A 19,851-nucleotide genomic window follows, 5' to 3' on the forward strand; every position below is an offset into this window, starting at 1 on the left:
CTCTAAATAACTTCTTCATTCTCCACAGAAGATTTTGAGCTCGGCTCATCGCTTTTATCACTGCTTCCAGAAGAAGTCTCCTGATTCTCCTCTTGAAGCTGGCCAATTAGTGATAATACAGAACCAACTGCCTGTATCCAGCTTCCTGCGGCAATAATATTATTTGCGCTATCTCCCGATTCTCCCCTCTCTTTTTCTCTGAGATTTATAGTTCTCCCAATTGCCTGCAGAGAATTGCCAATCGCCTGAAGCAGGTTGCCATATATATTAAATAGCTGACCTGCCGCAGTAGGATCTTCAAATTCGTCTCCAAGTGCGGTGGCTCCGCCAAGTGCCTGAATCCAGTTTCCTGCAATCACTAATTTATCTTCATATTTCTCCTCTAAATCCAAAGTTAATCCAGCAATGACGGTAATGTTTCCAATAGCCTGTATCTCATTGCCTGCCTTTTCGAGAGATGGTTCACCCTGTCCATCTGCTTCAAGGGCATTTCCTGTTGCCTGGAGGCTATTCCCCACAATATCAAAGCCATCAAACAGTTTTTCCATTTTTTTTGACTTTGCGGGTATGGTTGAGACAGCTGAAATGATCGTACCAATGGCAGCTAAAGCGGCTCCGACGACCTCTTTTAGTTGATTGTCCATAACATACTCCTTAGCTGACGTATGTTATATTATATTCAAATTTTTTTCATGGGTACGAAGTTAATGAAGAGTTAATGAAGAGTGGCGTTTTCGGTGTCCGGATACTGTAATCTTGATTTGTATCAAAACAGCAAACCATATTGTTTCAAGGGACTCCGCCGTGATTTAGGCATTTACTCCTTCATATGTCCCCTTCTTGCTCAATGTGAGCAACAATTATTATCTGTAATCCTTCCCATTGCCATGGTGCTATAATAGTTCCCATCAGACAGCAGCTTATCCATTTTTAATACCCCTTCAATTTCAAAGCCATACTGCTCGTATAACTTAATCGCTTTCTCATTTGTTTCAAGAACATATAAGGTTATCTTCTTAATATGATTAGCCTCAGCCCATTGAATAGACTGAGCTAAAAGGTTTTTTCCAATTGCAAAGCCCCAGAATTCATTTAGCACACATACTCCAAATTCTACTTTATGCCTGCTTCGTTTCAGTTCGCTGCCTTCACATCTGGAAAAGCCGGCAATTCTTCCATTTACCTCCGCTACCAAAAATATATTACGTTCACTAATGGAATCTTTATTAACTAATTCTCTGAAACCTGTTTCATCTATGTATCCTTCACCTGCTTCCCGATCCATGTTCTCCGTTTCTCCATCAATCTGCGCTCTTACTTCTGACAGTTTCTTAGCATCTTCCTCGACAGCAGATCTTATCGTATAACTCAAATTTTTAACTATGTATTGTTTCGGTTTTATAATCACATCAATCGCCTTCTCTAATGAAATAATTCAAAAAGAGCCATTTCTTCCCTAAAAAGAATGGCTCATTCAGTTAATTAATGCTCACCCTCTGTATAGATTTGAAAATTCACTCCGAATTTGTCGATTACGCTGCCATATGCAGGGCTGAAAAAAGTTTCCTGAAGAGGCATACTGACTTGGCCGCCCTGCTGTAGAGCTTCAAAAAATTTCTTCGATTTTTCAGGATCTGATGCTGAAAGGCAAATGGTCACTTGATTGCCCGTTTGATGATTCTGGCCCGGGAATGTATCGCTAAACATAAGTTCGTTCTCCCCAACCTTTAGAGTGGCATGCATAATGCGGTTCTTTGCTTCTTCAGGGAGTGGATATTCAGGGTTATCGGGACTTTCCCCAAATGTTTGCTTATACAAAACTTCTGCTTCGAGCGCTTCTCTGTAAAATTCAATCGCTTCATTCGCATTTCCGTCCATCACCAAATAAGGAATCACTCTTACTGTCATTTTCATCATCTCCCAAATATTTTCATTTTTCTTAACATTCGATGCAAGTTTATTATACAACCAGGAACAAACGTTCGCAACATTTTTTTAAAAAAACGGTCTATTTTTATCCCTTAGTCTATATTTTATAGAAATGGTGCAGGAACTTGTACCACATTCCATAGACAAAGGTGAGATGAGAATGTTTACGGTGTATTATCTTGATGGGAAAAATGTATTATTAAATCAGCTTCGCAAAAGTGTTCCAAATGAAGGTGAAGAGGTTAGAATCAAGGGACGCAAAGGCAAAGTAACCAGTGTAATGGCAGTAGAGGAAAATAAAATTCATGTACAGGTGGAACTCGAAAGTGTAAACAAAGCGAAGCTTGCAGCAGCAGATGATAAAAAGAAGAAAAAGAAAAGATAAAAGAAACCCGCAGCGAACTGCGGGTTTCTATTTTAATGCAGTGTTGCTCTAATCTCCTGCATTTTTTTCCGGACTAAAGGATAAAAATTATTCTTTGCGCTGTCAGTGGAATTTCCGCCAAAGAACTTTGTTCCGGGACAGGTTTTAACTGCATGGCCTTGGGTGTTATCAAGCACCCTCTCACCTGAGTTAATATCCCACCAATGGTGATAGGTAATGCTGTCAATGGATGGTGTCAGGCCATATTTCAGCATCAGGAGAGCTGTGACAGTCACGATCGTTTCTTTTTGTTCGGCAGTCATTTGATTGGAGTCAAAATCACCGAGATTTTCGATCGCTATCGCATCCGCTTCGATCTTGTGCATCGCTTCTTTATTCTGCAGGCCGAATGATCCTTCAGGGGCCACATCGAACGGCCTTCCCACTGCCACCTTTCCATCTGGGAAAGTGGTCAGCTGCTGGCTGATCATGCTCCATTTCATGCCGCTTACATGATACTCCTCCATCCCCTTCATTATCGCAAATTGATTTGTGCCATTGAACTGTTTGTATGATGGCTGATAAGTGTGATGCTGCTGAACTTTTGCCACTTTCCTCGTAAATTTCTGATTGAAAATCCAATCCCGAAATTCCTCTCTTGTCATGAGGACAAACTTTCCATCCATGGCTAATTTCTTTGGAATAATTTTTATTTTTTGCCCGGTATTTATAGCATTGGAGGATAGTCCATTTGCTGTCTTAAATATACGCACACTTGAATCAAATTTTTCCGCCAGCTTCCAGAGTGTATCTCCGGATGCCACTTTGTACATGATCGGGACACGCACCTTTTGCCCGACCAAAAGCCTGTCTGACTGCAGGCCGTTAAATAGTTTTAAGTCCCCTGCAGTTGATCCGTATTTTTTTGCAATCAATGTCAAGGTATCCCCCTGTTTTACATCATAAATATTGCGGGGATTGTTTTCGGCATGTGCAGCGCTCCAATTCAATTGCCAGAACACTGCGAGACTGAGGAAAAGAAATATACATTTTTTCATACTCAATGTCCTTTCCATTCGATTTTTATTATTTTTGTATAACTAAAGAAAATTATCCTCTCTTTTTGGCATGATAAAGAAATCTGCAGGGTATTTTCTATAGCAGAAAAAAAGAAATGTAAGGTGTGAATCAGCATGAAAAACCAATACTTCTCAGAAATCTGTGTACCGATTCAAACTCCATATGGGTTTAGACCAGCAGAAAAAGAACAATTTGATTTTACCTTCGACCGTAAAGACCGCTTCATTGATTACCAGATAGAAATTAAAGGGCAGGATTATGATATCAGCCTGGATGACAATGGCCAGTGGTATTTTTTCACTTCATTTGTATGTGATTCACTTGATGAGCTTAAGCTTTCCAGACAGATTTTCAGGCCGCCCTATTTAAAAAATGAGGAATTGCGTTTAGTGGATTTAATGGAGAGTGCAGATATCCGGCCACTTTATGAAGGTCATGATAAAGCGTACGGACATGCACTTGCTCTTACTGATAACCTGGCATCTGTCCCCGCATACCGGCAAGCCAAGCTTGCTAATTATGATGGCTCTGATGACCCCACAATAATAAAAAGGATCCATTACATTCAAAATGAATACAAAGGAGAGATCACCCGGTTTATTTCCGGTTTTGAAACCCGCTCTTTTGCAACCTATACAGAAAATGAATACTACGCAAGGGAAATTCACCTGCCGAATAATGCAAGAACTTATTTGAAGCTGTTTGTTTACTTTTCCAGATATGGCACTCTTCCGTCACAGCAGATGATGCCGCGCTTCCTGGCAAATCTGTGGGCGTCTGCACAGAGCTTGAATACGGCAGCCAATCCTTCACTTTATAAAGAAGAAAATATTGAATCATAATAGGGCAGCTGCTCTCAACCGCAGCCGCCCTTCAACTTAACCTGATGTCCCCATTTCTTTTATAGAGACGTTAATACTGAATGTAACCGGTATCTCGCTAAACGTTTCATCCCAATTATTTTTAACCTTATCCCACACTTGAGGGTAGATGATTTGAAGGCTTCTTCCAAATCCCAGCACATCCATTTTATAATCTTCCTGCGTTTTCTCTAATACCGTTTCCGCCAAACGCTCAATTTCTTTTTCTGTAGCTTTCTCCGCTCTTTTCATGTATTTGCTGTCAATTGCCTTTCCGTTAATATCCCATTGCTCACCTATACGCCCTTCAGTTTCAATTGTAACCGTGAAAGAAATCGAATCTCCTTTTACTGAAGGTTTAATTTTACTTTTCATGGACAAACTCTCATAAACGATGTGCTGATTGGCCTCTTCATCGTAGCTCCTTACAAGCCCTCCTTTTCCTTTCCCTTTTATCCAGGTTACTCCTTCAGTTTCCTTATCATTCAAGAATGCGCGGAGGGTTTTCGTATTTCCGTCAATCATTGCAGCACCTGTAAGCTTTCTGCCGTTATTTTCTGTCGCAACGGCCTGTAATAGAAAGCTTTTTCCTGAATTCAGCTGCCCTTCTATTTTAGCCATTGGTGTGGGAGTAAGGATTTTCGTGGTTCGTTCCATACTTTTAATCATTTCGACAAGCTGAATTGCAGGAATTACAGTTGGCTCGTTAGATTCCAGGGTTTTACTTGCACTCCCTTCGGCAATAACAATTAGCGTACTTGGCCGCAACTCCTGTTCTCTTCGAAAAAAATCAAGCACCTGTTCAAGATTATAGCTGCGGGCAAGTTCTTCCCCAATAACAATGATTTTTGCATGTTCTCCAAAAGCACGTTTGTCATTTCGCAGAATCATTTTTCTCACAGCAGGGAGAACCGCATCTCCTGATTCCGTAATATTTTTATATGCGCTCACTTGTGATTCTCCGCCATTTGTTGCATTATTGGCTGTCTCTGCCGTAATAAGCTGATTCGTTAGTTTGAAAACATGACCGCTTTGCTGATCTTCATTTTCCCCTTCATTGTTCAAGTCAATTGCCGTACCTATTATCAGTCCAAGCTCTTCAATTTCTTTGCTGCTCCAGCAGCCAGATAAAGAGATCATTACTAGCGTCAGAGATAAAAAAATTTGAACAACCTGAGTCAGCCTCATGCTTTAACACCCTTTATTTTTGAAATGATAAGCAGGGCGAGGGGCAGAACAACGAATAATAGTGAGGCTGTAACTCCAATCAAATCGCCCATGGCAAAAACTTCATTCATATTTACAGGAATCATGCCTATCAGGTAGATAACAGGCAGCAGGGCAAATTGAATAGGTCCAATATTCTTTTTAAAGACTTGAGAAAGACCCAGCGAAGCTGCATAAAAGGTGATGGTAAAGGTAGTAAAAATTTGCATGATCCAAATGATCAGCAATAAGGACTCAAATCTTTCAAAAATGAGGCCTTGAATTTCAAAACTTCTAATCAGATCAATTGTTGGCCAGGTTTTCGTTAAAACTCCATCCACAGACAGCGCTCCTATAACCATCACCACTGTAATCAAATAGAAGCACATCGAAGTTCCAGTTCCAATTAGCACTACTTTCACTGCCTGTGATGGCTTATCCATTAAAGCGACAATGACAAGCATAATCTCGATTCCCAAGAAAGCGAAAACCGTTGTACCCACACCTTTTATAATAGGTGTTATTCCCGAACCTAAAACCGGACGGAGATTATCCAGTTCAAAGATTCCAATACTCATGCTTATGACAATCAAAAAAATGATGACCGTAATTGGAAGAATCAGCTCAAATAACCGGGCAATTGGATCAATACCACCGGTGATCAGATAAAGACCTATCCACATAAAAGGCATAATGATTGCCCAAATAGGGGTGCCTTCAAGCAAAAATAAACTTGTTACTTCTGAAAGTACCCTTACTTCATAGGCAGCAAGGCTAAAAAAATAAGTGACCATGAGCAAACTGAGGAAACTGCCGGCCCATTTTCCTGCAATTTCCTGACTGTATATAAAAAAAGTTCTCCCCGGATATCTTTGACTAAGCTTTACGATTATTACGCCGGCACACATAGCAAAAAGACCACCCAGAATAACCGTTATCCAAACATCAGGCGACTCCAATTTTTCTGCAGAAGTTCGCGGAAGCGTAAGGATGCCTGCAGCAAGAATATAATTAACCAGGATGATTGTTGCTCGAGCACTTGAAAGCTTTTCCTCAGAACCAATTTTCAAGCGGATGACCTCCAGTGTAATAGTTTATCCTTTCCGAGTGGGATCTTTTGGATGAAGCATACTTGGCCTTTGTTTTAATACCTTTAACGGAAACCGAATGATAAAGTCCGTCCAGTCACTCAGCCGATATGGCACCGCCAGGCTGATATAGGGAACACCAAAGCTTTTGAGCTTGACTAAATGGCTGCTAAGCAAAAGGAAAAACAAAATGACTCCATATAAACCAAACACAGCAGCAAAAAACATACCTGCAAATCGAAGGTAGCGTAGAGAAATCCCCAAGCTGTATTCAGGAATAGCAAAAGATGAAATGGCAGTAACCGCAACTACTATGACCATAATCGGGCTGACAATTCCGGCTGAAACTGCTGCCTCTCCAATAATTAAAGCACCGACAATGCCGATTGCCGGACCAATTGGCTTAGGCAATCTAAGCCCGGCCTCACGAAGAATTTCAATTGCCACTTCCATAATCAGAGCTTCTATTATAGAAGGAAAAGGTACCCCGTCTCTGGTGCCAATAATGGACATAGCTAATTTAGTCGGGATCAGCCCCTGATGGAATGATACAAAAGAGATGTAAAGTGCTGGCCCAAAAAGTGAAATAAAGATGGCAACAAAACGCAATAATCGGATGAGTGAGCCGGAAATCCACCGTTCATAATAATCTTCAGATGCTTGAAGCATCATGCTGAATGTTACAGGAACCAGGAGTGCAAATGGGGTGCCATCCAGCAGTATGGCGACTCTCCCTTCCATTAAAGCAGCATTTACCCTGTCAGGCCGTTCAGTATTTTGCACCTGGGGGAATGGACTAATGTAATTATCCTCAATAAGCTGTTCGACATACCCTGATTCCATCACATTGTCGATGTCAATTTCCCGGATTCTCGATTTAACTTCCTCAACTATTGATGGATTTGCAATATCTTCTATATAAGCAACAATAAGATCTTTTTTGGAGCGCTTTCCGACGATAAACTTTGAGAATGTCAGCTTTTCTGTTCCGCCATTTCTCCTTAAAAGAGCTGTATTATCACTAAGATTTTCCGTGAATCCTTCACGCGGCCCTCTGACAGCCTGCTCGGAAACAGGCTCTTCAATACTTCGTGTTTTCCCGTTTGCTGTACCCAATATAAGCATTTCTTTGGATCCTTCAACCAGAAGCACGGCAGATCCCTTTAAGATTGACGGAACCGCTTCTTTTATAAAAGAGGCAGCATGAATGTCACTGAGGGATAGAATATGACTTTTTATATAATCGACTGTATATTTCTCTTTTTCGTCTTGTCTGCCATCATGCTGCGTATCTGTATAATCCTGCATTAGGGACTTCAAGATATGTTTATCAATCAGTTCTTTATCTGAAAGGCCATCTATAAAGATTAGTGCACCTCGAATTCCCGTAAGCCCAATATTAAATTCCCGAAAATGAACGTCTGAATTATGGCCGATCTCCTTTTTGAACACTTCCAGATCTTTATGAATATCACCCCAAAGGCTGTAAGCAGGTTCATTTTCCTTTATCTTGCTATGTTTAATGGTATTGGTTTTTAATGGTTTCTTATTTATCTGGTAGATCTTCATTGTAAAGAACCATCCTTTGAAGGCCCGATTTTTCTAAACAATGCTGAAATCCCTATAGGGACAATCAGCACTGCAAAACTCTGCACGAAAATCTCCCAGTCAGGCAGATGGGAAACGATGGTATTCCACATTTTATTCACCCTTTAAATTACCTAAAATAAAGCTGCATAATATAGGAATTATAACTGCTGTAATTAGGCTTCCACTTTTTGCATACAAACATCCATTCAAATACCATGTTTAAAGAATTTTTTATAGAGCTCACGATGCAGTCTTAAGATTTTTCAGGTAAGAAAATCAGTTTCGCCATAAAGAGCCATTTTCCGACCTATCAGCGCAAGAATAGTCTAATCCTGCGCTTTCCCGAGAAATATGAAAAGCGGAAAAAGCCTTTCCGAGCCCGACTAGCGGTGATTTGGGGAGGCAGCCATCGCTGGAGGCAAAGAAAAAAAAGCGGGGAATATTTCCCCGCTCATTTGCCGTCCGTTATTTCTTTCAATATTTCATAGGAACGTTTTTGTTTTTCTTCATCGTAAATATAAGAAACCGCCATAATTTCATTTACATTGTACATACTCTGAAACTGCTCCAGCTGTCCTTTGACAGTTTCTTTGCTGCCCATAAGGGTGACGCTTGACATCCCCTCTGCCGCTTCCTTTTCCATTGGGTTCCAGATAGAGTCCAGATCTTCGACCGGAGGGCTCAATTTCATGGAAGTCCCTCTGACCACATTCAGGAAAAACTGTTTCATCGTGGTTGACAGGAATTCAGCTTCCTCATCCGTTTCTGCAGCAATGACATTTAAGCAGACCATCATATATGGTTTATCCAAATACTGCGAAGGCTTAAAGTTGGCACGGTAGATCCGAATGGCATCCTCCATCCACCTTGGAGCAAAGTGTGAAGCAAACACATATGGAAGCCCCAGCTCAGCAGCCAAATACGCTGAATCTGTCGAAGAACCAAGAATATAAATGGGAATGTTCGTTTCAACACCCGGGTGTGCTTTTACATAGCTCTGCTCCTCTAAAGGACCAAAGTATGTCAGCAGCTGCTTCACATCCTCAGGGAATGTGTAAACAGAATCATTTTTTGAACGGCGAAGTGCATTAGCCGTCATCATATCCGTTCCAGGTGCCCTTCCAAGGCCCAAATCGACCCGATCCGGATAAATGGTCGCCATTGTTCCGAATTGCTCGGCAACCACTAATGGTGCATGGTTCGGCAACATAATTCCGCCGGAACCTATGCGAATCGTCTTTGTATGCTCTAATGCATGTTTTATTAAAATAGCCGTGGCGGAACTGACCAGTGTCGGGGTATTATGGTGCTCCGCTATCCAATAGCGTTTGTAGCCCATTTCCTCTGTTGCCTGGGCCAGATCAACAAGATCTTCGATGGCCTGCCTGCTGTCCTTCCCCTCTCGTATCGGGGCAAGGTTTAAAACAGAAACAGGTATTTGTATATTGGTCATTTTTTAATCTCCTTCATGAAGAATTGACTTTATTTTAACAACCGAAATAAATTTAGGAAAATATAATGCTTAGTGTGGGCAAAATTACAGCGGAGAATTTATTAAAATTTGAAATGGCAGTGGTTATGAGCGTTTTTTGTTTTTTATGAGCAAAAAACTTATTTTATGAGCGATTTCCTTCGGTTTATGAGCGAATACCAAATTTCCTCAAAGAAATCATGTCCTGCCGCACCCAAACCTAAGCAAGAAAAAACCAGCCCCTGCGAAAGGGACTGGCTCTCAGCTCACTCTTAATGGTTCTTCATTTTCAGCAGAATCACTGGTTTTTGCCGGTTTTTTCTTACTCATAGCCAGCAGCAGAATCATGCCAAAAATACAGGCAGTACCCGCCCATTGAAATAGGCCGAATGGTTCGTTCAGCCAGATAACCGTCGTAAATACTGCGGCAAGCGGCTCGAGGCTGCTTAAAAGACTGGTTTCGGTCGGAGACAGCGTTTGGAGACTTTCAATGTAGAACCAGAACGCAAGCATCGTTCCAAAAATAATAACGAAAACCAAATACAGGAATGCTTCAGCCGTTAAGCTGCCGAAATCCATTTCCCATGGGGGATGGATGAAACTCAATGCAAATCCGCCAATCACCATCGCCCAGCCAACCACGACAAGGGAATCATACTCCTTCAGCAGCGGGACGGCATACAACGTATAAAACGCCAGTGCCACACCGGATAGAACTCCCCATACAATCGCAGGTGAGGGTACGGACAGCTGAGAAACAGAACCATTGGTCAATAGAAGAAAGCACCCCGCTAAAGCAAGGGACACGGTCACCAAATCCTGTCTTGTAAACACCGATTGCTTACGCAGGACCAGATAAATGATAATCATAGCTGGTGCCAAATATTGAAGCAGCGTGGCAACAGCCGCATTGCCATGGTGAATGGAAGCCATATAGGTATACTGTACGGCCAGCATTCCCGCCAGGCCAAAAATCAAAAGCATGATAGCTGCTTTTTTATTCTTCCACACTCCAAACACCTGTGAGCGATCCTTCAGCAAAAATTGTACGGCTAAGAGTAGCACACCAGCGATCAGAAGCCGGGCTGTGACAAGCCAATCAACTGAGATGCCGAATTCCTGAAAAAGCTTTTGGGCAACAGTTCCGCCAACACCCCAGAATGAAGCTCCAAAAATAACGAGCAATAAACCCGTACTCCTTGAACGTCCTTTCATGTTCGACTCCACCTTAAATATAATAATAGTGTTATAATAAACCAAATTCCGTGATAAAAATAGCTGGATATCATAAAAAAGTATAACAATATTGAGGTGGCTTTTTTGCAGATTAAAGATTTTAAAGTGGATGAAAGCCTGAAGGAATTGACGAGCCACAAGACAGTGGTGATGCCTGTCGCGTGCTACGAGACGAAGATCGCAGATCATATTCAAGGCAAAGTTCCTTTGCATTGGCATGAGGAAATTCAATTTATCCTGACCCTTAAAGGCGAAGCCATGGTTCAAGTCAATGAAGAGAAATTTGCGGTTAAAGAAGGAGACTGCCTGTTCATCAATAGCGGGTGCCTTCATTCAGCCGAGGATATTAGCGGAGATTGCGTGTACATTTGTTTAAATGTCTCCCCTCATTTCCTGCTTCCCCAGGAATTGTTCAGCAGCTATATTTCTCCGTATATTTCAGCAACAAATCTTCCAGGCCTAATTTTGAAGGGTAATGAAGAATGGGAAAACAATATAATAGACAGCATCCTGGAAATCAGGAAATTAATTCATGAGAATTCACCATTTTATGAGATTGATACAGCCAGTCTGCTCACATTCATTTGGCAGCAGTTAATCCGAAACGGATTCCAGCGGGAATACAGCCAGACTGAGGCTGAAAAACACAGTCGGATGAAGGAAATGCTGAATTGGATCCATGAGCATTATGCTGAAAAAGTCACCCTAAGTGATATTGCCAAAGCCGGCAGACTGAGCAATTCTGAATGCTGCAGATACTTTAAAAAGATTCTCAGGACGACACCCATTAATTACCTGATTCAGCACCGCCTGCAAAAAAGCCTCTCCCTGCTTCAGGAGCCGGGTTCGAATGTAACTGAGGTTGCGTATAAAGTAGGCTTTAACAGCAGCAGTTATTTTATTGAAAAATTCCGTAATGCGATGAATATGACACCTTTGGCTTATAAAAAGAAGCGGCATTGAGTGCAGCCATTAGGAAATGGCGAGCGATTGTCCGAACTTTTCCTGGCCATTCGTTGAAATGCAGGTGTTTATTTCTATCGCCCGGCATTCAATAGTAAGAAAATACTCTTTCAGGCTTCCCTGAAAAACAACAATGAAATCTTCCTTTTCCATTAACTCGTGCGGCATAACAAGGGCAGGCGGTTTATTAAATTTGACAATTTCACATCTCTGCAAGACAGTTGCTACAAATTGAGAGCAGAAAAAAGTATTTTTTCTTGAGAGTTGTTTATTAAACATGATGGCAAAAAGGCCCAGCAGATTATAACTGTAATCGTCTTTTTCAGATTCTATCTTATTTATAAGTGCTTTAAGCTTGTTTAGCTGTGCATCTGTAACAGAACAGCTGATGACAGTACACTTTGAGTCAGTAAAAAATTTCCCTCTTAAATTTTCTTTAACAAAACCGCCTATAAACGGATTTTTCGCCGTTTTCCTGCCAAAGCTGTACACATTTTTTAATTCAGGGTCAATTGAAATAGAAGCATGGTTATAAGGCTTTTTTGTGTAAAGCTTAATAAGCCGCGTAAATAACGTTCCGGTATCCGTAAGGAGTATATAGATATTTTGATTAGACATAGCGTATCTCCTTATTAAAAATATGATTATATTCTTATAATATGGAGATACGTCTCTTAGGTTAAGAAGCCTGCGCTGTATATGGTTATAGGACTTGAGACTTAAGGTTATAAATTATACATAGCTCTTCTGGACAAAAAGAAATAAAGCCGTAGGAAAATGAAGTGAAGCCCTAGAACTTTAATGCAATGAGCTTTAATATGGAGGGTGAATTTATTGGAACAGACAATTTTTGATCATATGGAAAAAGTGCGTGGCATTACAGAAAAATCAATCAGACGGATTCCAGAAGAAATGGCTGATATCATACCAGAAGGATTTAACAATAGTATCCGCTGGAACTTCGGGCATATTGCATTTGTCCAGGAAAAGCTTGTCTTTGGAATATCAGGTAAAAAAATGAACGTCCCAGTGAACTATGAACGGTTATTTGGCGCTGGAACTAAGCCTGCCGATTGGTTCGAGGCACCGCCTTCATTCAAGGAAATTGCGTCCGTCTTTACCGAACAAAAACCCAGGATAAAGACATTTCTTCATGGGCGTATGGATCAAAAACTGCCAAGTCCCTTTACAAACCGCGGCGGCATTACCTTTTACACAACCGGAGAGGCTTTTTTATTCGGCTTTTACCATGAAGCCATTCATATGGAGACTATTAAACAGATTTATCGTTCAATTATAAATAAAGGCTGAATTGTTTCAAAAAAGTTCAGCCTTCTTACTCCTGTCTGGTGTTAGAAGATGCTCGGAGTTCGGTCTCCGACTGCCTCTCTTTAGAGATTTCTGTGTCCGAAGCTGCACAGAGTTTTGACTCTGATTCACGGTTTCTGCTTGCTGTGTCCCAAGCTGACCCGGGTTCCGACTCCGTTCCATAGTTCCGCCTTTCTGTGTCCGAAGTTGAACCAGGTTCTGACTCTACCGGCCTCTTTTCTCCTTTCTGCGTCCGAAGTTGCGCCAGGTTCTGACTCTACCGGCCTCTTTTCTCCTTTTTGTGTCCGAAGTTGACCCAGGTTCCGACTCAAATCCATGGTTTCCGCCTTTCTGTGTCCGAAACTGACCCGGGTTCCGACTCTCACATCCTCTTTTCTGCTTTCTTTGTGGCCAATGACCCAATTCCTACAAAAAAGAAATAAGAGGCATGCCACATAGGACATACCTCAATCTCATTCCGGCATATTCAATCGCGGAAAAAAGTTATAAACCATAAAAACACCGAATAAACCAAAGAATAATGCACCGAAGACTGAACCCTCCACCAGGGCTGCAATTCCAAATGCGATGGCAATCAAACCAACCCATGCGGCAAATGACGAAATGGTGTAATGATAAATACCGCCGATAAATGTCAGCGTCCTGCCCAGGAATTGTCCTTCACTGCCTGCTCTCTTAACTTTTATAAGCGTTAAAATAAAGCTCCAAAGCAGCAGCAAGGGTATCCCCCATAAAAAGATAAACCCGAAAACTTCCATGCTTCTCCTCCAAAAAAATTACTCCATAAACCTCATTAAATCCCCATGCACAATATCATCAGAGAACCCGAGCTCTTTCCTGGAGATATCCATTAAAGGTTCACAGCCACTTATATCTGTTTCTGCTTCCGATTTTCTTTTGAAGCATTTACCGGCTTTGTACAAATAGTCTTTCGCTATGAAACTTCCATCCCGGAAGGTAACGGGATGATCGGGATACCTTGTAAACAGGTTTTGCCCGAAGCTGAAGTTATCATCAGCACTCATGCCGAGCAGATGAAGAATCGTTGCCCTGATATCGATTTCCCCGCCAAGGTTCGAAAACGTTTTGCCCTCCACACCCGGCACATGGATAATCAGCGGCACACTCTGCAGCTGCATGCGGTTCACAATCGTATCTTCCTGCCCCAGCAGTTCGAGAACGCCATGCTCATATTTATCAGAGATGCCATAATGGTCGCCATACAATACGAACATCGTATTATCATAGAGTCCCTTCTTTTTTAGGTCCTGGAAGAAGGTTTTTATGGCTTCATCCTGGTATCTGACTGTTGTGACATAGCGATTGACCACCATTTCACTGGTGGTGGCCTCAGGAATAAACTGATCTTCCTCCTCCAGCAAAAACGGAAAATGGTTTGTTAATGTGATAAACCTTGCGTAGAAAGGCTTTTGCAGGTTATCCAGATGCTGAATCGATTGCTGAAAAAATGGAATATCTTTAATCCCGTAGTTCACTGAGTTCTCATCACTCACCATATAATCGGCTTTTGAAAAATAACGATTGTATCCTAAGGAATCATACATGGCCTCCCGATTCCAGAACGAAGCGTCATTCCCGTGGAAAACGGCTGAGTAATAATCCTTTTCAGCTAATATATGCGGCAGGCTCCGATAAGCGTTTTCCGTTTTCCGGACAAACGCTGACCCGCTGGACAAAGGATAAAGGCCCGTATCAACCATGAATTCCGAGTCCGATGTTTTGCCCTGTGCTGTCTGATCATAGACCCGGCTGAAATAAAAGCTGTCTTCAGTCAGTGAATTAAGGAAAGGCGTTATTTCCTGCCCATTCACCTTCTGGTTGATCACAAAATTCTGTGTGGACTCCATGCTGATCAGAACGACATTCATACCTTTTGCGGCGCCAAAGTAGTCTGATGGCTTATCTTCATGTGATTGCACATACTCAGCAGAAGCCTCAGCATCTGTTGCACTGGCAAAAGCGCGGTTGAGCGGGTTTGCTGCAGCGATTCCTATATCATAAAGATGATACTGATACAAGCCTATATGCTTAACAAGCTGCTGGCGATTATAGGATTCCGAAAATAAATGAGGCACTTTTACCAAGCCAAGCGTGATGGTTATTAGAACAAACATCAGACTGACAGAACCATATAGCCTTTTTGATTTATTTGAAAACTGCACTTGTACTGATTTCCGTTTTAAATAGAATAGCCAGAAAACAACCAGATCAGCCAATAACAGAAGATCCCACGTGCTGATCAATTCAAACGTACTCGGTCCAATCCCTCCGACATTTTTAAACTGAAAAAGGATCGGAACGGTAACAAAATCGGTATAGAAACGATAGTAAAGAAGGTCCCCAAAAAGAATGCCGGTCATAACAGCCATCGCTGCAAAAACAACTCCCGGTCTGACCTTTCGCTTAAAATAATAAGGTACGCCAAGAATGACCATTATGGCCCCGATCGGGCTTAATAGCATAAATAAAATATCAGTCCAGGTCTCCGGGTGCAAATTGAATCCGATAAAGGATACAGCAGCCGTCTTGATCCAGATAAAGATAACGGCAGCCCAAATGGGTGGAAGCTTCTTAAATAACTTCATAATCATACCGCTTTTCATAGTGTTTTTCGAAAATACGAGCCATCATTTCAATAGAAGCCATGACCTTCTCTTCTTCCTGCGCCCCCATAAGAGCCACCTGAACCCAATTTCTTTCGAGCAGGTACCCGCTTTCATAGCTTAGAAGAATTCCTTTCTGTTTGCATAAATCGCCGTATTCCCTGCTGGAAATGCCCTCCGGCAAATGGACAGTAATAATGCCTGGCGAGTAATCGTCCCCGCCCAGAATGGAAAAACCCTTGTCTGCAAGCTTTTCCCTTACTTTTAAAGACAATCGGTTTATCTTCTCATAATCTATCAGCTTTATACTCTCTTTTAATGCGTAGACCAGATTGGAAGAATGGGTATAAGGAATGCTTTCATTATCCTCATACATCTTTAAATCCAGGTATCTGGGAACACTGCTGTTCCCTTTAATCCGGTCTCGATGGAACACGATCGCAAGACCCGGGTATGAGCCAAATCCTTTTCCGCTGACGGACGTTGCCAAATAAATATTCTTCAGATTAAGCGAAACGATTCCGGCTGTACTGCATGCATCCACGCAAAGCTCGGCACCATGCTTAGCACATAGCTTCTGAATGCCGCTGATATCAAACAAATAGCCGGTTGAGGTTTCACAATGAACCATCCAGACCCATTTTATAGAAGGATTCTCCGTCAGCATGTAGGCAATTTCCTCATGCAGGATCGGTTCATTCCAGTCTTTTTCAATCGTCTGGAAAGATAACTGAAATCTTCTGGCATGATCAATGAGACGATAGCCGAATTCACCATTGGCCAGGATCAGCCCATTCCCCTCCATGTTTTTCAGCTGGGCAGCCACAAGATCGTTGGAAAGGGTTCCCGTCCCGACAATAATTTGTGCATTGGAGGCACCTGTCATCCTGCATAATTGAGAACGCAATTCCTTTAATCCCTTGATAAAATCATGATTGCGATGAGACACGGCTTCTTTGGCAAAAGCATTTTTCACATTCTCATGAACAGGGACTGGTCCCGGCAAAAAAGAATGCTGCCCGGACTCCTCTGAGCTTCTGGCCATTAAGCGTTTAAAGGCTATTGTGGAACGTTCGAAATTCTCTTTTGTTAAGTACATGGGCTGAAATTGGGCTCCTTCCTCTCCTGTCAGAGGACCAAAAGGCAAAAAGCCAATCCGCTTATATAATTTCAGCTGCCTGACCGTCCCTGAGATCAGCGCCATCGTATAATTTTTTTCAAGGCAAAGCTCCACAAGCTTTTCACAAAGCTGAAAAAAAACACGGGTGCTGCGGTATTCTTTTTTAACTGACAGCAGTCGTACCTCGCAATATTCACCTTTCACAGGCAAGTATTCTTCGAGATTTGGAAGCTTATAATCAAGTGAAAATGGCCTTTTTGCACGAATGGCGATCATTCCTGCCACTTCCTCGCCAGCCTTGGCAATTACATATGTATTTTCTTCATGAAATTTATCGATTAAATGCTGATTTTCATTTTGCTTATGCTGCGGAATCTCTTCCACAAATGTCTGATAGTTCAGCTGATGGATTTGTTCAAATTCATCAGGTTCGGCTGCAATTTTGCAGATAATATTCATAGTTTACCTCCTATGCTTAGGCATGATGAAATTTGTATGGGATATTACGACAATGATAAACATCAGCAGCAGGCCTGCCGCAATAATGAATGAATCCCCAATCACCCAGGCGGTTATGGGTATAGAAGCCATGGAGATAAAACCTGATACGGTATACCTCTTAAGAGCTGCATAGCTGATTCCCATTATAATGGCCATGACCGCGATTGTGATCGGCTCAAGGTACAAAGCAGAAGCCAGATAGACAACCACTCCTTTTCCGCCATGAAAACCCAGCTGAAGTGGAAAAAGATGGCCCAGCAGTACGCAAAGAGCGCTAAGTATGAATACACCTTCCCCTTCAAACAAGAGTCCAGTCACATATAAAGCTCCCCATGTCTTTCCCGCATCAACGGCTATGGTCAGTAAAAACCCGGTCTTCCCGAATGCTCTTCCGGCATTGGTAGCTCCTGCATTCCCGCTCCCTATATACCTTATATCCTCTTTAGCTAAATATTTAACCACATAATAAGCTCCAGTTATGCTCCCCAATGCGTATGAAAAGGCCATAACGATCAGAGCGGACCAAACATCTTCGATCATAAATACCTATCCCGCCTTCTACTAATTAAACGATCAAAAAGGGTAAAAAGTTTCATATTCTTACAAATTTACAATCTATTATCGGATATACTCACCTAATTTTACCATTAAACAATGTGAATGCCAGAGCCTTAAATCATAATTCTCCGATTTTAATGCCAATATTAAACTTTCAGTAAAAATCAATTTTAGTGTTGACATTGTTTAGCATTCGCATATAATTTGCATTAAGGCAAAACTTTTTTATAAATCCATAAAACTTGTCCATACGACGTTAAATTGTATAAAAACAATTAATTTGTATATGTTTAAAATTGGAAAATGAAGGAGGATAAAAAAATGAAGGATCCAGCTATCTCCATACAGGATTTGCATGTTTCCTATTTTGGAAATGAAGCGGTAACAGGGATCAGCCTATCGGTGAATACCGGCAATCTGGTGGGCATTATCGGACCGAATGGTGCAGGCAAATCAACTTTTTTAAAAGCCATGCTTAATCTCATACCAAAGGATAAAGGGGCAGTTAAAGTGCTGGGAAGACCCATCACGGAAGCGCGCAAAAGCATCGCCTATGTCCCGCAGCGGAATGACATAGACTGGGATTTCCCCATCACGGTGCTGGATGCCGTTCTTATTGGGACCTACCCCCATTTAAAACTGTTCCGCCGTCCGAAGAAGAAGGATAAAGAATGGTCTATGGAATGCCTTCAGCGAGTCGGCATGCAGGACTTCAGCAAAAGACAGATCGGCGAACTGTCAGGCGGCCAGCAGCAGAGAGTCTTTCTGGCGAGAGCCCTTGCCCAGAAAGCAGACCTGTTTTTCCTGGATGAGCCGTTTGTCGGGGTGGATGTTTCGAGCGAAGAAACGATTGTGAACATTTTAAAGGAGCTGTGCAGACAGGGAAAAACGGTGATAGTCGTTCACCATGATTTAAGCAAGGCGAACGATTATTTCAATCAGTTAATCCTGCTAAATAAAGAATTGATCAGCTTCGGGACGGTTGAAGAGGTCTTTAAACCGGAAGTAATCGCCAAAGCCTATCAGGGACAATTTGCATTTATGAAAGAGATTGGGGTGACATTATAATGGCTTTTATCGAAGCGGTAATGCAATATGGTTTTCTGCAAAAGGCGCTATTAACCTCGGTTATGGTCGGAATTATCTGCGGTGTGATCGGCTGTTTTATCATTCTGAGAGGAATGGCTCTCATGGGGGATGCCATTTCACATGCCGTCCTTCCAGGTGTCGCGATTTCGTATATGCTGGGTGTTAACTTCTTCTTCGGGGCTGTAATCAGCGGTGTCATAACGGCGATCGCTATCGGGTTCGTCTCGCAAAACAGCAGGATAAAGCATGATACGTCCATTGGCATTATGTTCACTGCCGCATTTGCTTCAGGAATCATCATTATTACGATGCTGAAAAGCAGTACAGATTTGTATCATATTTTATTCGGGAATGTACTTGCGGTAAGGTCATCCGATATGTGGATCACACTGGCCATCAGCCTGATAGTATTGGGGGCTGTTTACCTCTTTTACAAGGAACTGCTGGTTACATCATTTGACCCGACAATGGGCGCAGCTTACGGTCTGCCTGTCCGTTTCATTCATTATTTCCTGATGACTCTTTTAACAATGGTAACTGTTGCATCCCTCCAGACAGTAGGAATAGTGCTCGTGGTTGCAATGCTGATCACCCCTGCGGCGGCGGCTTATCTGTTAACCGAGCGGCTGTGGGTCATGATCTTCCTGGCGTCCGGCATTGGGGTGATCTCGTCCATCACAGGACTTTACTTCAGCTTCACCTACAACTTAGCTTCAGGCGCAACAATAGTCATATCTTCCACCGTTATTTTCATTCTCGTTTTCTTATTCTCCCCTAAACACGGGCTGATCTGGAAAACGCTGAAGGTGAAAAAAAAGAGAGCTTCATTAGTGTGATAAAAAA

21 protein-coding genes are annotated in these 19,851 nt (G+C 42.1%); 6 read left to right on the forward strand and 15 right to left on the reverse strand.

Annotation, left to right across the window (positions count from 1 at the left end):
- Nucleotides 1-2 precede the first annotated feature (2 nt).
- The 3 genes from CHI10_RS04140 to CHI10_RS04150 all read right to left on the reverse strand — a co-directional run bounded on the left by CHI10_RS04140 (nucleotide 3) and on the right by CHI10_RS04150 (nucleotide 1,908).
- Entirely contained in the window at nucleotides 3-644 is a 642-nt protein-coding gene (locus CHI10_RS04140; RefSeq protein ID WP_095243065.1) for a DUF6944 family repetitive protein, read from the reverse strand.
- A gap of 200 nt (nucleotides 645-844) precedes the next feature.
- A complete protein-coding gene (locus CHI10_RS04145; RefSeq protein WP_095243066.1) occupies nucleotides 845-1,408 on the reverse strand; it encodes a GNAT family N-acetyltransferase in 564 nt (187 codons plus the stop codon).
- Between the two features lie 74 nt (nucleotides 1,409-1,482).
- Nucleotides 1,483-1,908: a VOC family protein gene (locus tag CHI10_RS04150; protein WP_095243067.1), complete on the reverse strand. Its 426-nt coding sequence runs from the start codon at nucleotides 1,906-1,908 to the stop codon at nucleotides 1,483-1,485.
- A 181-nt stretch (nucleotides 1,909-2,089) separates the two neighbouring features.
- On the opposite strand from CHI10_RS04150, the gene CHI10_RS04155 reads away from it, so the two are divergent.
- On the forward strand, nucleotides 2,090-2,314 hold the full coding sequence (locus CHI10_RS04155) for a hypothetical protein (protein WP_095243068.1): 225 nt from the start codon (nucleotides 2,090-2,092) through the stop codon (nucleotides 2,312-2,314).
- 32 nt (nucleotides 2,315-2,346) lie between these two features.
- Here CHI10_RS04155 and CHI10_RS04160 read toward each other — a convergent pair whose 3' ends face one another.
- Nucleotides 2,347-3,228 (reverse strand): LysM peptidoglycan-binding domain-containing protein, encoded by an 882-nt coding sequence (locus CHI10_RS04160; protein WP_483294947.1) that lies wholly within the window; start codon nucleotides 3,226-3,228, stop codon nucleotides 2,347-2,349.
- Between the two features lie 258 nt (nucleotides 3,229-3,486).
- Between CHI10_RS04160 and CHI10_RS04165 the strand changes: the two genes are divergently transcribed.
- Entirely contained in the window at nucleotides 3,487-4,215 is a 729-nt protein-coding gene (locus CHI10_RS04165; RefSeq protein ID WP_286137113.1) for a hypothetical protein, read from the forward strand.
- Nucleotides 4,216-4,251: 36 nt separating this feature from the next.
- Here CHI10_RS04165 and CHI10_RS04170 read toward each other — a convergent pair whose 3' ends face one another.
- The 6 genes from CHI10_RS04170 to CHI10_RS04195 form a co-directional block, all read right to left on the reverse strand.
- Complete coding sequence (locus CHI10_RS04170; RefSeq protein WP_095243070.1) at nucleotides 4,252-5,421, reverse strand: Ger(x)C family spore germination protein; 1,170 nt, start codon at nucleotides 5,419-5,421, stop codon at nucleotides 4,252-4,254.
- The gene (locus CHI10_RS04175) at nucleotides 5,418-6,509 is read right to left on the reverse strand and encodes a spore germination protein (protein ID WP_095243071.1); all 1,092 of its coding nucleotides are present in this window, start codon (nucleotides 6,507-6,509) and stop codon (nucleotides 5,418-5,420) included. The genes CHI10_RS04170 and CHI10_RS04175 overlap by 4 nt, the downstream gene beginning before the upstream one ends.
- Before the next feature lie 24 nt (nucleotides 6,510-6,533).
- Entirely contained in the window at nucleotides 6,534-8,096 is a 1,563-nt protein-coding gene (locus CHI10_RS04180; RefSeq protein ID WP_095243072.1) for a spore germination protein, read from the reverse strand.
- The gene (locus tag CHI10_RS22590) at nucleotides 8,093-8,227 is read right to left on the reverse strand and encodes a hypothetical protein (protein ID WP_095243073.1); all 135 of its coding nucleotides are present in this window, start codon (nucleotides 8,225-8,227) and stop codon (nucleotides 8,093-8,095) included. Before CHI10_RS22590 ends, CHI10_RS04180 begins: the two co-directional genes overlap by 4 nt.
- Before the next feature lie 341 nt (nucleotides 8,228-8,568).
- Complete coding sequence (locus tag CHI10_RS04190; RefSeq protein WP_095243074.1) at nucleotides 8,569-9,570, reverse strand: LLM class flavin-dependent oxidoreductase; 1,002 nt, start codon at nucleotides 9,568-9,570, stop codon at nucleotides 8,569-8,571.
- A gap of 279 nt (nucleotides 9,571-9,849) precedes the next feature.
- Nucleotides 9,850-10,803: an EamA family transporter gene (locus CHI10_RS04195; RefSeq protein ID WP_095243075.1), complete on the reverse strand. Its 954-nt coding sequence runs from the start codon at nucleotides 10,801-10,803 to the stop codon at nucleotides 9,850-9,852.
- 105 nt (nucleotides 10,804-10,908) lie between these two features.
- On the opposite strand from CHI10_RS04195, the gene CHI10_RS04200 reads away from it, so the two are divergent.
- Nucleotides 10,909-11,787: an AraC family transcriptional regulator gene (locus tag CHI10_RS04200; RefSeq protein ID WP_095243076.1), complete on the forward strand. Its 879-nt coding sequence runs from the start codon at nucleotides 10,909-10,911 to the stop codon at nucleotides 11,785-11,787.
- A gap of 9 nt (nucleotides 11,788-11,796) precedes the next feature.
- On the opposite strand, the gene CHI10_RS04205 is transcribed toward CHI10_RS04200, so the two are convergent.
- Nucleotides 11,797-12,405 carry a hypothetical protein gene (locus CHI10_RS04205; RefSeq protein WP_095243077.1) on the reverse strand — a complete coding sequence of 203 codons (609 nt, stop codon included), beginning with the start codon at nucleotides 12,403-12,405 and terminating at the stop codon, nucleotides 11,797-11,799.
- Nucleotides 12,406-12,621: 216 nt separating this feature from the next.
- On the opposite strand from CHI10_RS04205, the gene CHI10_RS04210 reads away from it, so the two are divergent.
- Nucleotides 12,622-13,098, forward strand: coding sequence for a DinB family protein (locus CHI10_RS04210; RefSeq protein ID WP_095243078.1), 477 nt, complete (start codon nucleotides 12,622-12,624; stop codon nucleotides 13,096-13,098).
- Nucleotides 13,099-13,568: 470 nt separating this feature from the next.
- Here the strand turns inward: CHI10_RS04210 and CHI10_RS04220 are convergent, their stop codons facing one another.
- From CHI10_RS04220 to CHI10_RS04235, 4 genes are read right to left on the reverse strand one after another with little or no spacing between them, the layout of a single operon-like run.
- A complete protein-coding gene (locus CHI10_RS04220; RefSeq protein WP_095243080.1) occupies nucleotides 13,569-13,874 on the reverse strand; it encodes a hypothetical protein in 306 nt (101 codons plus the stop codon).
- Nucleotides 13,875-13,892: 18 nt separating this feature from the next.
- Entirely contained in the window at nucleotides 13,893-15,722 is a 1,830-nt protein-coding gene (locus tag CHI10_RS04225) for an LTA synthase family protein (RefSeq protein WP_095243081.1), read from the reverse strand.
- Nucleotides 15,709-17,319 (reverse strand): aminotransferase class V-fold PLP-dependent enzyme, encoded by a 1,611-nt coding sequence (locus tag CHI10_RS04230; protein WP_095243082.1) that lies wholly within the window; start codon nucleotides 17,317-17,319, stop codon nucleotides 15,709-15,711. The genes CHI10_RS04225 and CHI10_RS04230 overlap by 14 nt, the downstream gene beginning before the upstream one ends.
- Nucleotides 17,320-17,322: 3 nt before the next feature.
- On the reverse strand, nucleotides 17,323-17,901 hold the full coding sequence (locus tag CHI10_RS04235) for a glycerol-3-phosphate acyltransferase (RefSeq protein ID WP_095243083.1): 579 nt from the start codon (nucleotides 17,899-17,901) through the stop codon (nucleotides 17,323-17,325).
- Between the two features lie 339 nt (nucleotides 17,902-18,240).
- On the opposite strand from CHI10_RS04235, the gene CHI10_RS04240 reads away from it, so the two are divergent.
- Together CHI10_RS04240 and CHI10_RS04245 are read left to right on the forward strand one after the other, a co-directional pair.
- Nucleotides 18,241-18,987 carry a metal ABC transporter ATP-binding protein gene (locus CHI10_RS04240; protein WP_095243084.1) on the forward strand — a complete coding sequence of 249 codons (747 nt, stop codon included), beginning with the start codon at nucleotides 18,241-18,243 and terminating at the stop codon, nucleotides 18,985-18,987.
- Complete coding sequence (locus CHI10_RS04245; RefSeq protein WP_095243085.1) at nucleotides 18,987-19,844, forward strand: metal ABC transporter permease; 858 nt, start codon at nucleotides 18,987-18,989, stop codon at nucleotides 19,842-19,844. Before CHI10_RS04240 ends, CHI10_RS04245 begins: the two co-directional genes overlap by 1 nt.
- The last annotated feature ends 7 nt before the right edge of the window (nucleotides 19,845-19,851 follow it).

Source organism: Bacillus sp. 7894-2 (genome assembly GCF_002272225.1).
GTDB lineage: Bacteria > Bacillota > Bacilli > Bacillales > Cytobacillaceae > Cytobacillus.

What these genes read in the sequence shown, in the direction of transcription:
- CHI10_RS04140 (WP_095243065.1), bottom strand. Translation starts at nt 644, where the DNA reads ATGGACAATCAACTAAAAGAGGTCGTCGGAGCCGCTTTAGCTGCCATT.
- CHI10_RS04150 (WP_095243067.1), bottom strand. Translation starts at nt 1,908, where the DNA reads ATGACAGTAAGAGTGATTCCTTATTTGGTGATGGACGGAAATGCGAAT.
- CHI10_RS04155 (WP_095243068.1), top strand. Translation starts at nt 2,090, where the DNA reads ATGTTTACGGTGTATTATCTTGATGGGAAAAATGTATTATTAAATCAG.
- CHI10_RS04165 (WP_286137113.1), top strand. Translation starts at nt 3,487, where the DNA reads ATGAAAAACCAATACTTCTCAGAAATCTGTGTACCGATTCAAACTCCA.
- CHI10_RS04170 (WP_095243070.1), bottom strand. Translation starts at nt 5,421, where the DNA reads ATGAGGCTGACTCAGGTTGTTCAAATTTTTTTATCTCTGACGCTAGTA.
- CHI10_RS04180 (WP_095243072.1), bottom strand. Translation starts at nt 8,096, where the DNA reads ATGAAGATCTACCAGATAAATAAGAAACCATTAAAAACCAATACCATT.
- CHI10_RS22590 (WP_095243073.1), bottom strand. Translation starts at nt 8,227, where the DNA reads ATGTGGAATACCATCGTTTCCCATCTGCCTGACTGGGAGATTTTCGTG.
- CHI10_RS04190 (WP_095243074.1), bottom strand. Translation starts at nt 9,570, where the DNA reads ATGACCAATATACAAATACCTGTTTCTGTTTTAAACCTTGCCCCGATA.
- CHI10_RS04195 (WP_095243075.1), bottom strand. Translation starts at nt 10,803, where the DNA reads ATGAAAGGACGTTCAAGGAGTACGGGTTTATTGCTCGTTATTTTTGGA.
- CHI10_RS04205 (WP_095243077.1), bottom strand. Translation starts at nt 12,405, where the DNA reads ATGTCTAATCAAAATATCTATATACTCCTTACGGATACCGGAACGTTA.
- CHI10_RS04220 (WP_095243080.1), bottom strand. Translation starts at nt 13,874, where the DNA reads ATGGAAGTTTTCGGGTTTATCTTTTTATGGGGGATACCCTTGCTGCTG.
- CHI10_RS04225 (WP_095243081.1), bottom strand. Translation starts at nt 15,722, where the DNA reads ATGAAGTTATTTAAGAAGCTTCCACCCATTTGGGCTGCCGTTATCTTT.
- CHI10_RS04230 (WP_095243082.1), bottom strand. Translation starts at nt 17,319, where the DNA reads ATGAATATTATCTGCAAAATTGCAGCCGAACCTGATGAATTTGAACAA.
- CHI10_RS04235 (WP_095243083.1), bottom strand. Translation starts at nt 17,901, where the DNA reads ATGATCGAAGATGTTTGGTCCGCTCTGATCGTTATGGCCTTTTCATAC.
- CHI10_RS04240 (WP_095243084.1), top strand. Translation starts at nt 18,241, where the DNA reads ATGAAGGATCCAGCTATCTCCATACAGGATTTGCATGTTTCCTATTTT.
- CHI10_RS04245 (WP_095243085.1), top strand. Translation starts at nt 18,987, where the DNA reads ATGGCTTTTATCGAAGCGGTAATGCAATATGGTTTTCTGCAAAAGGCG.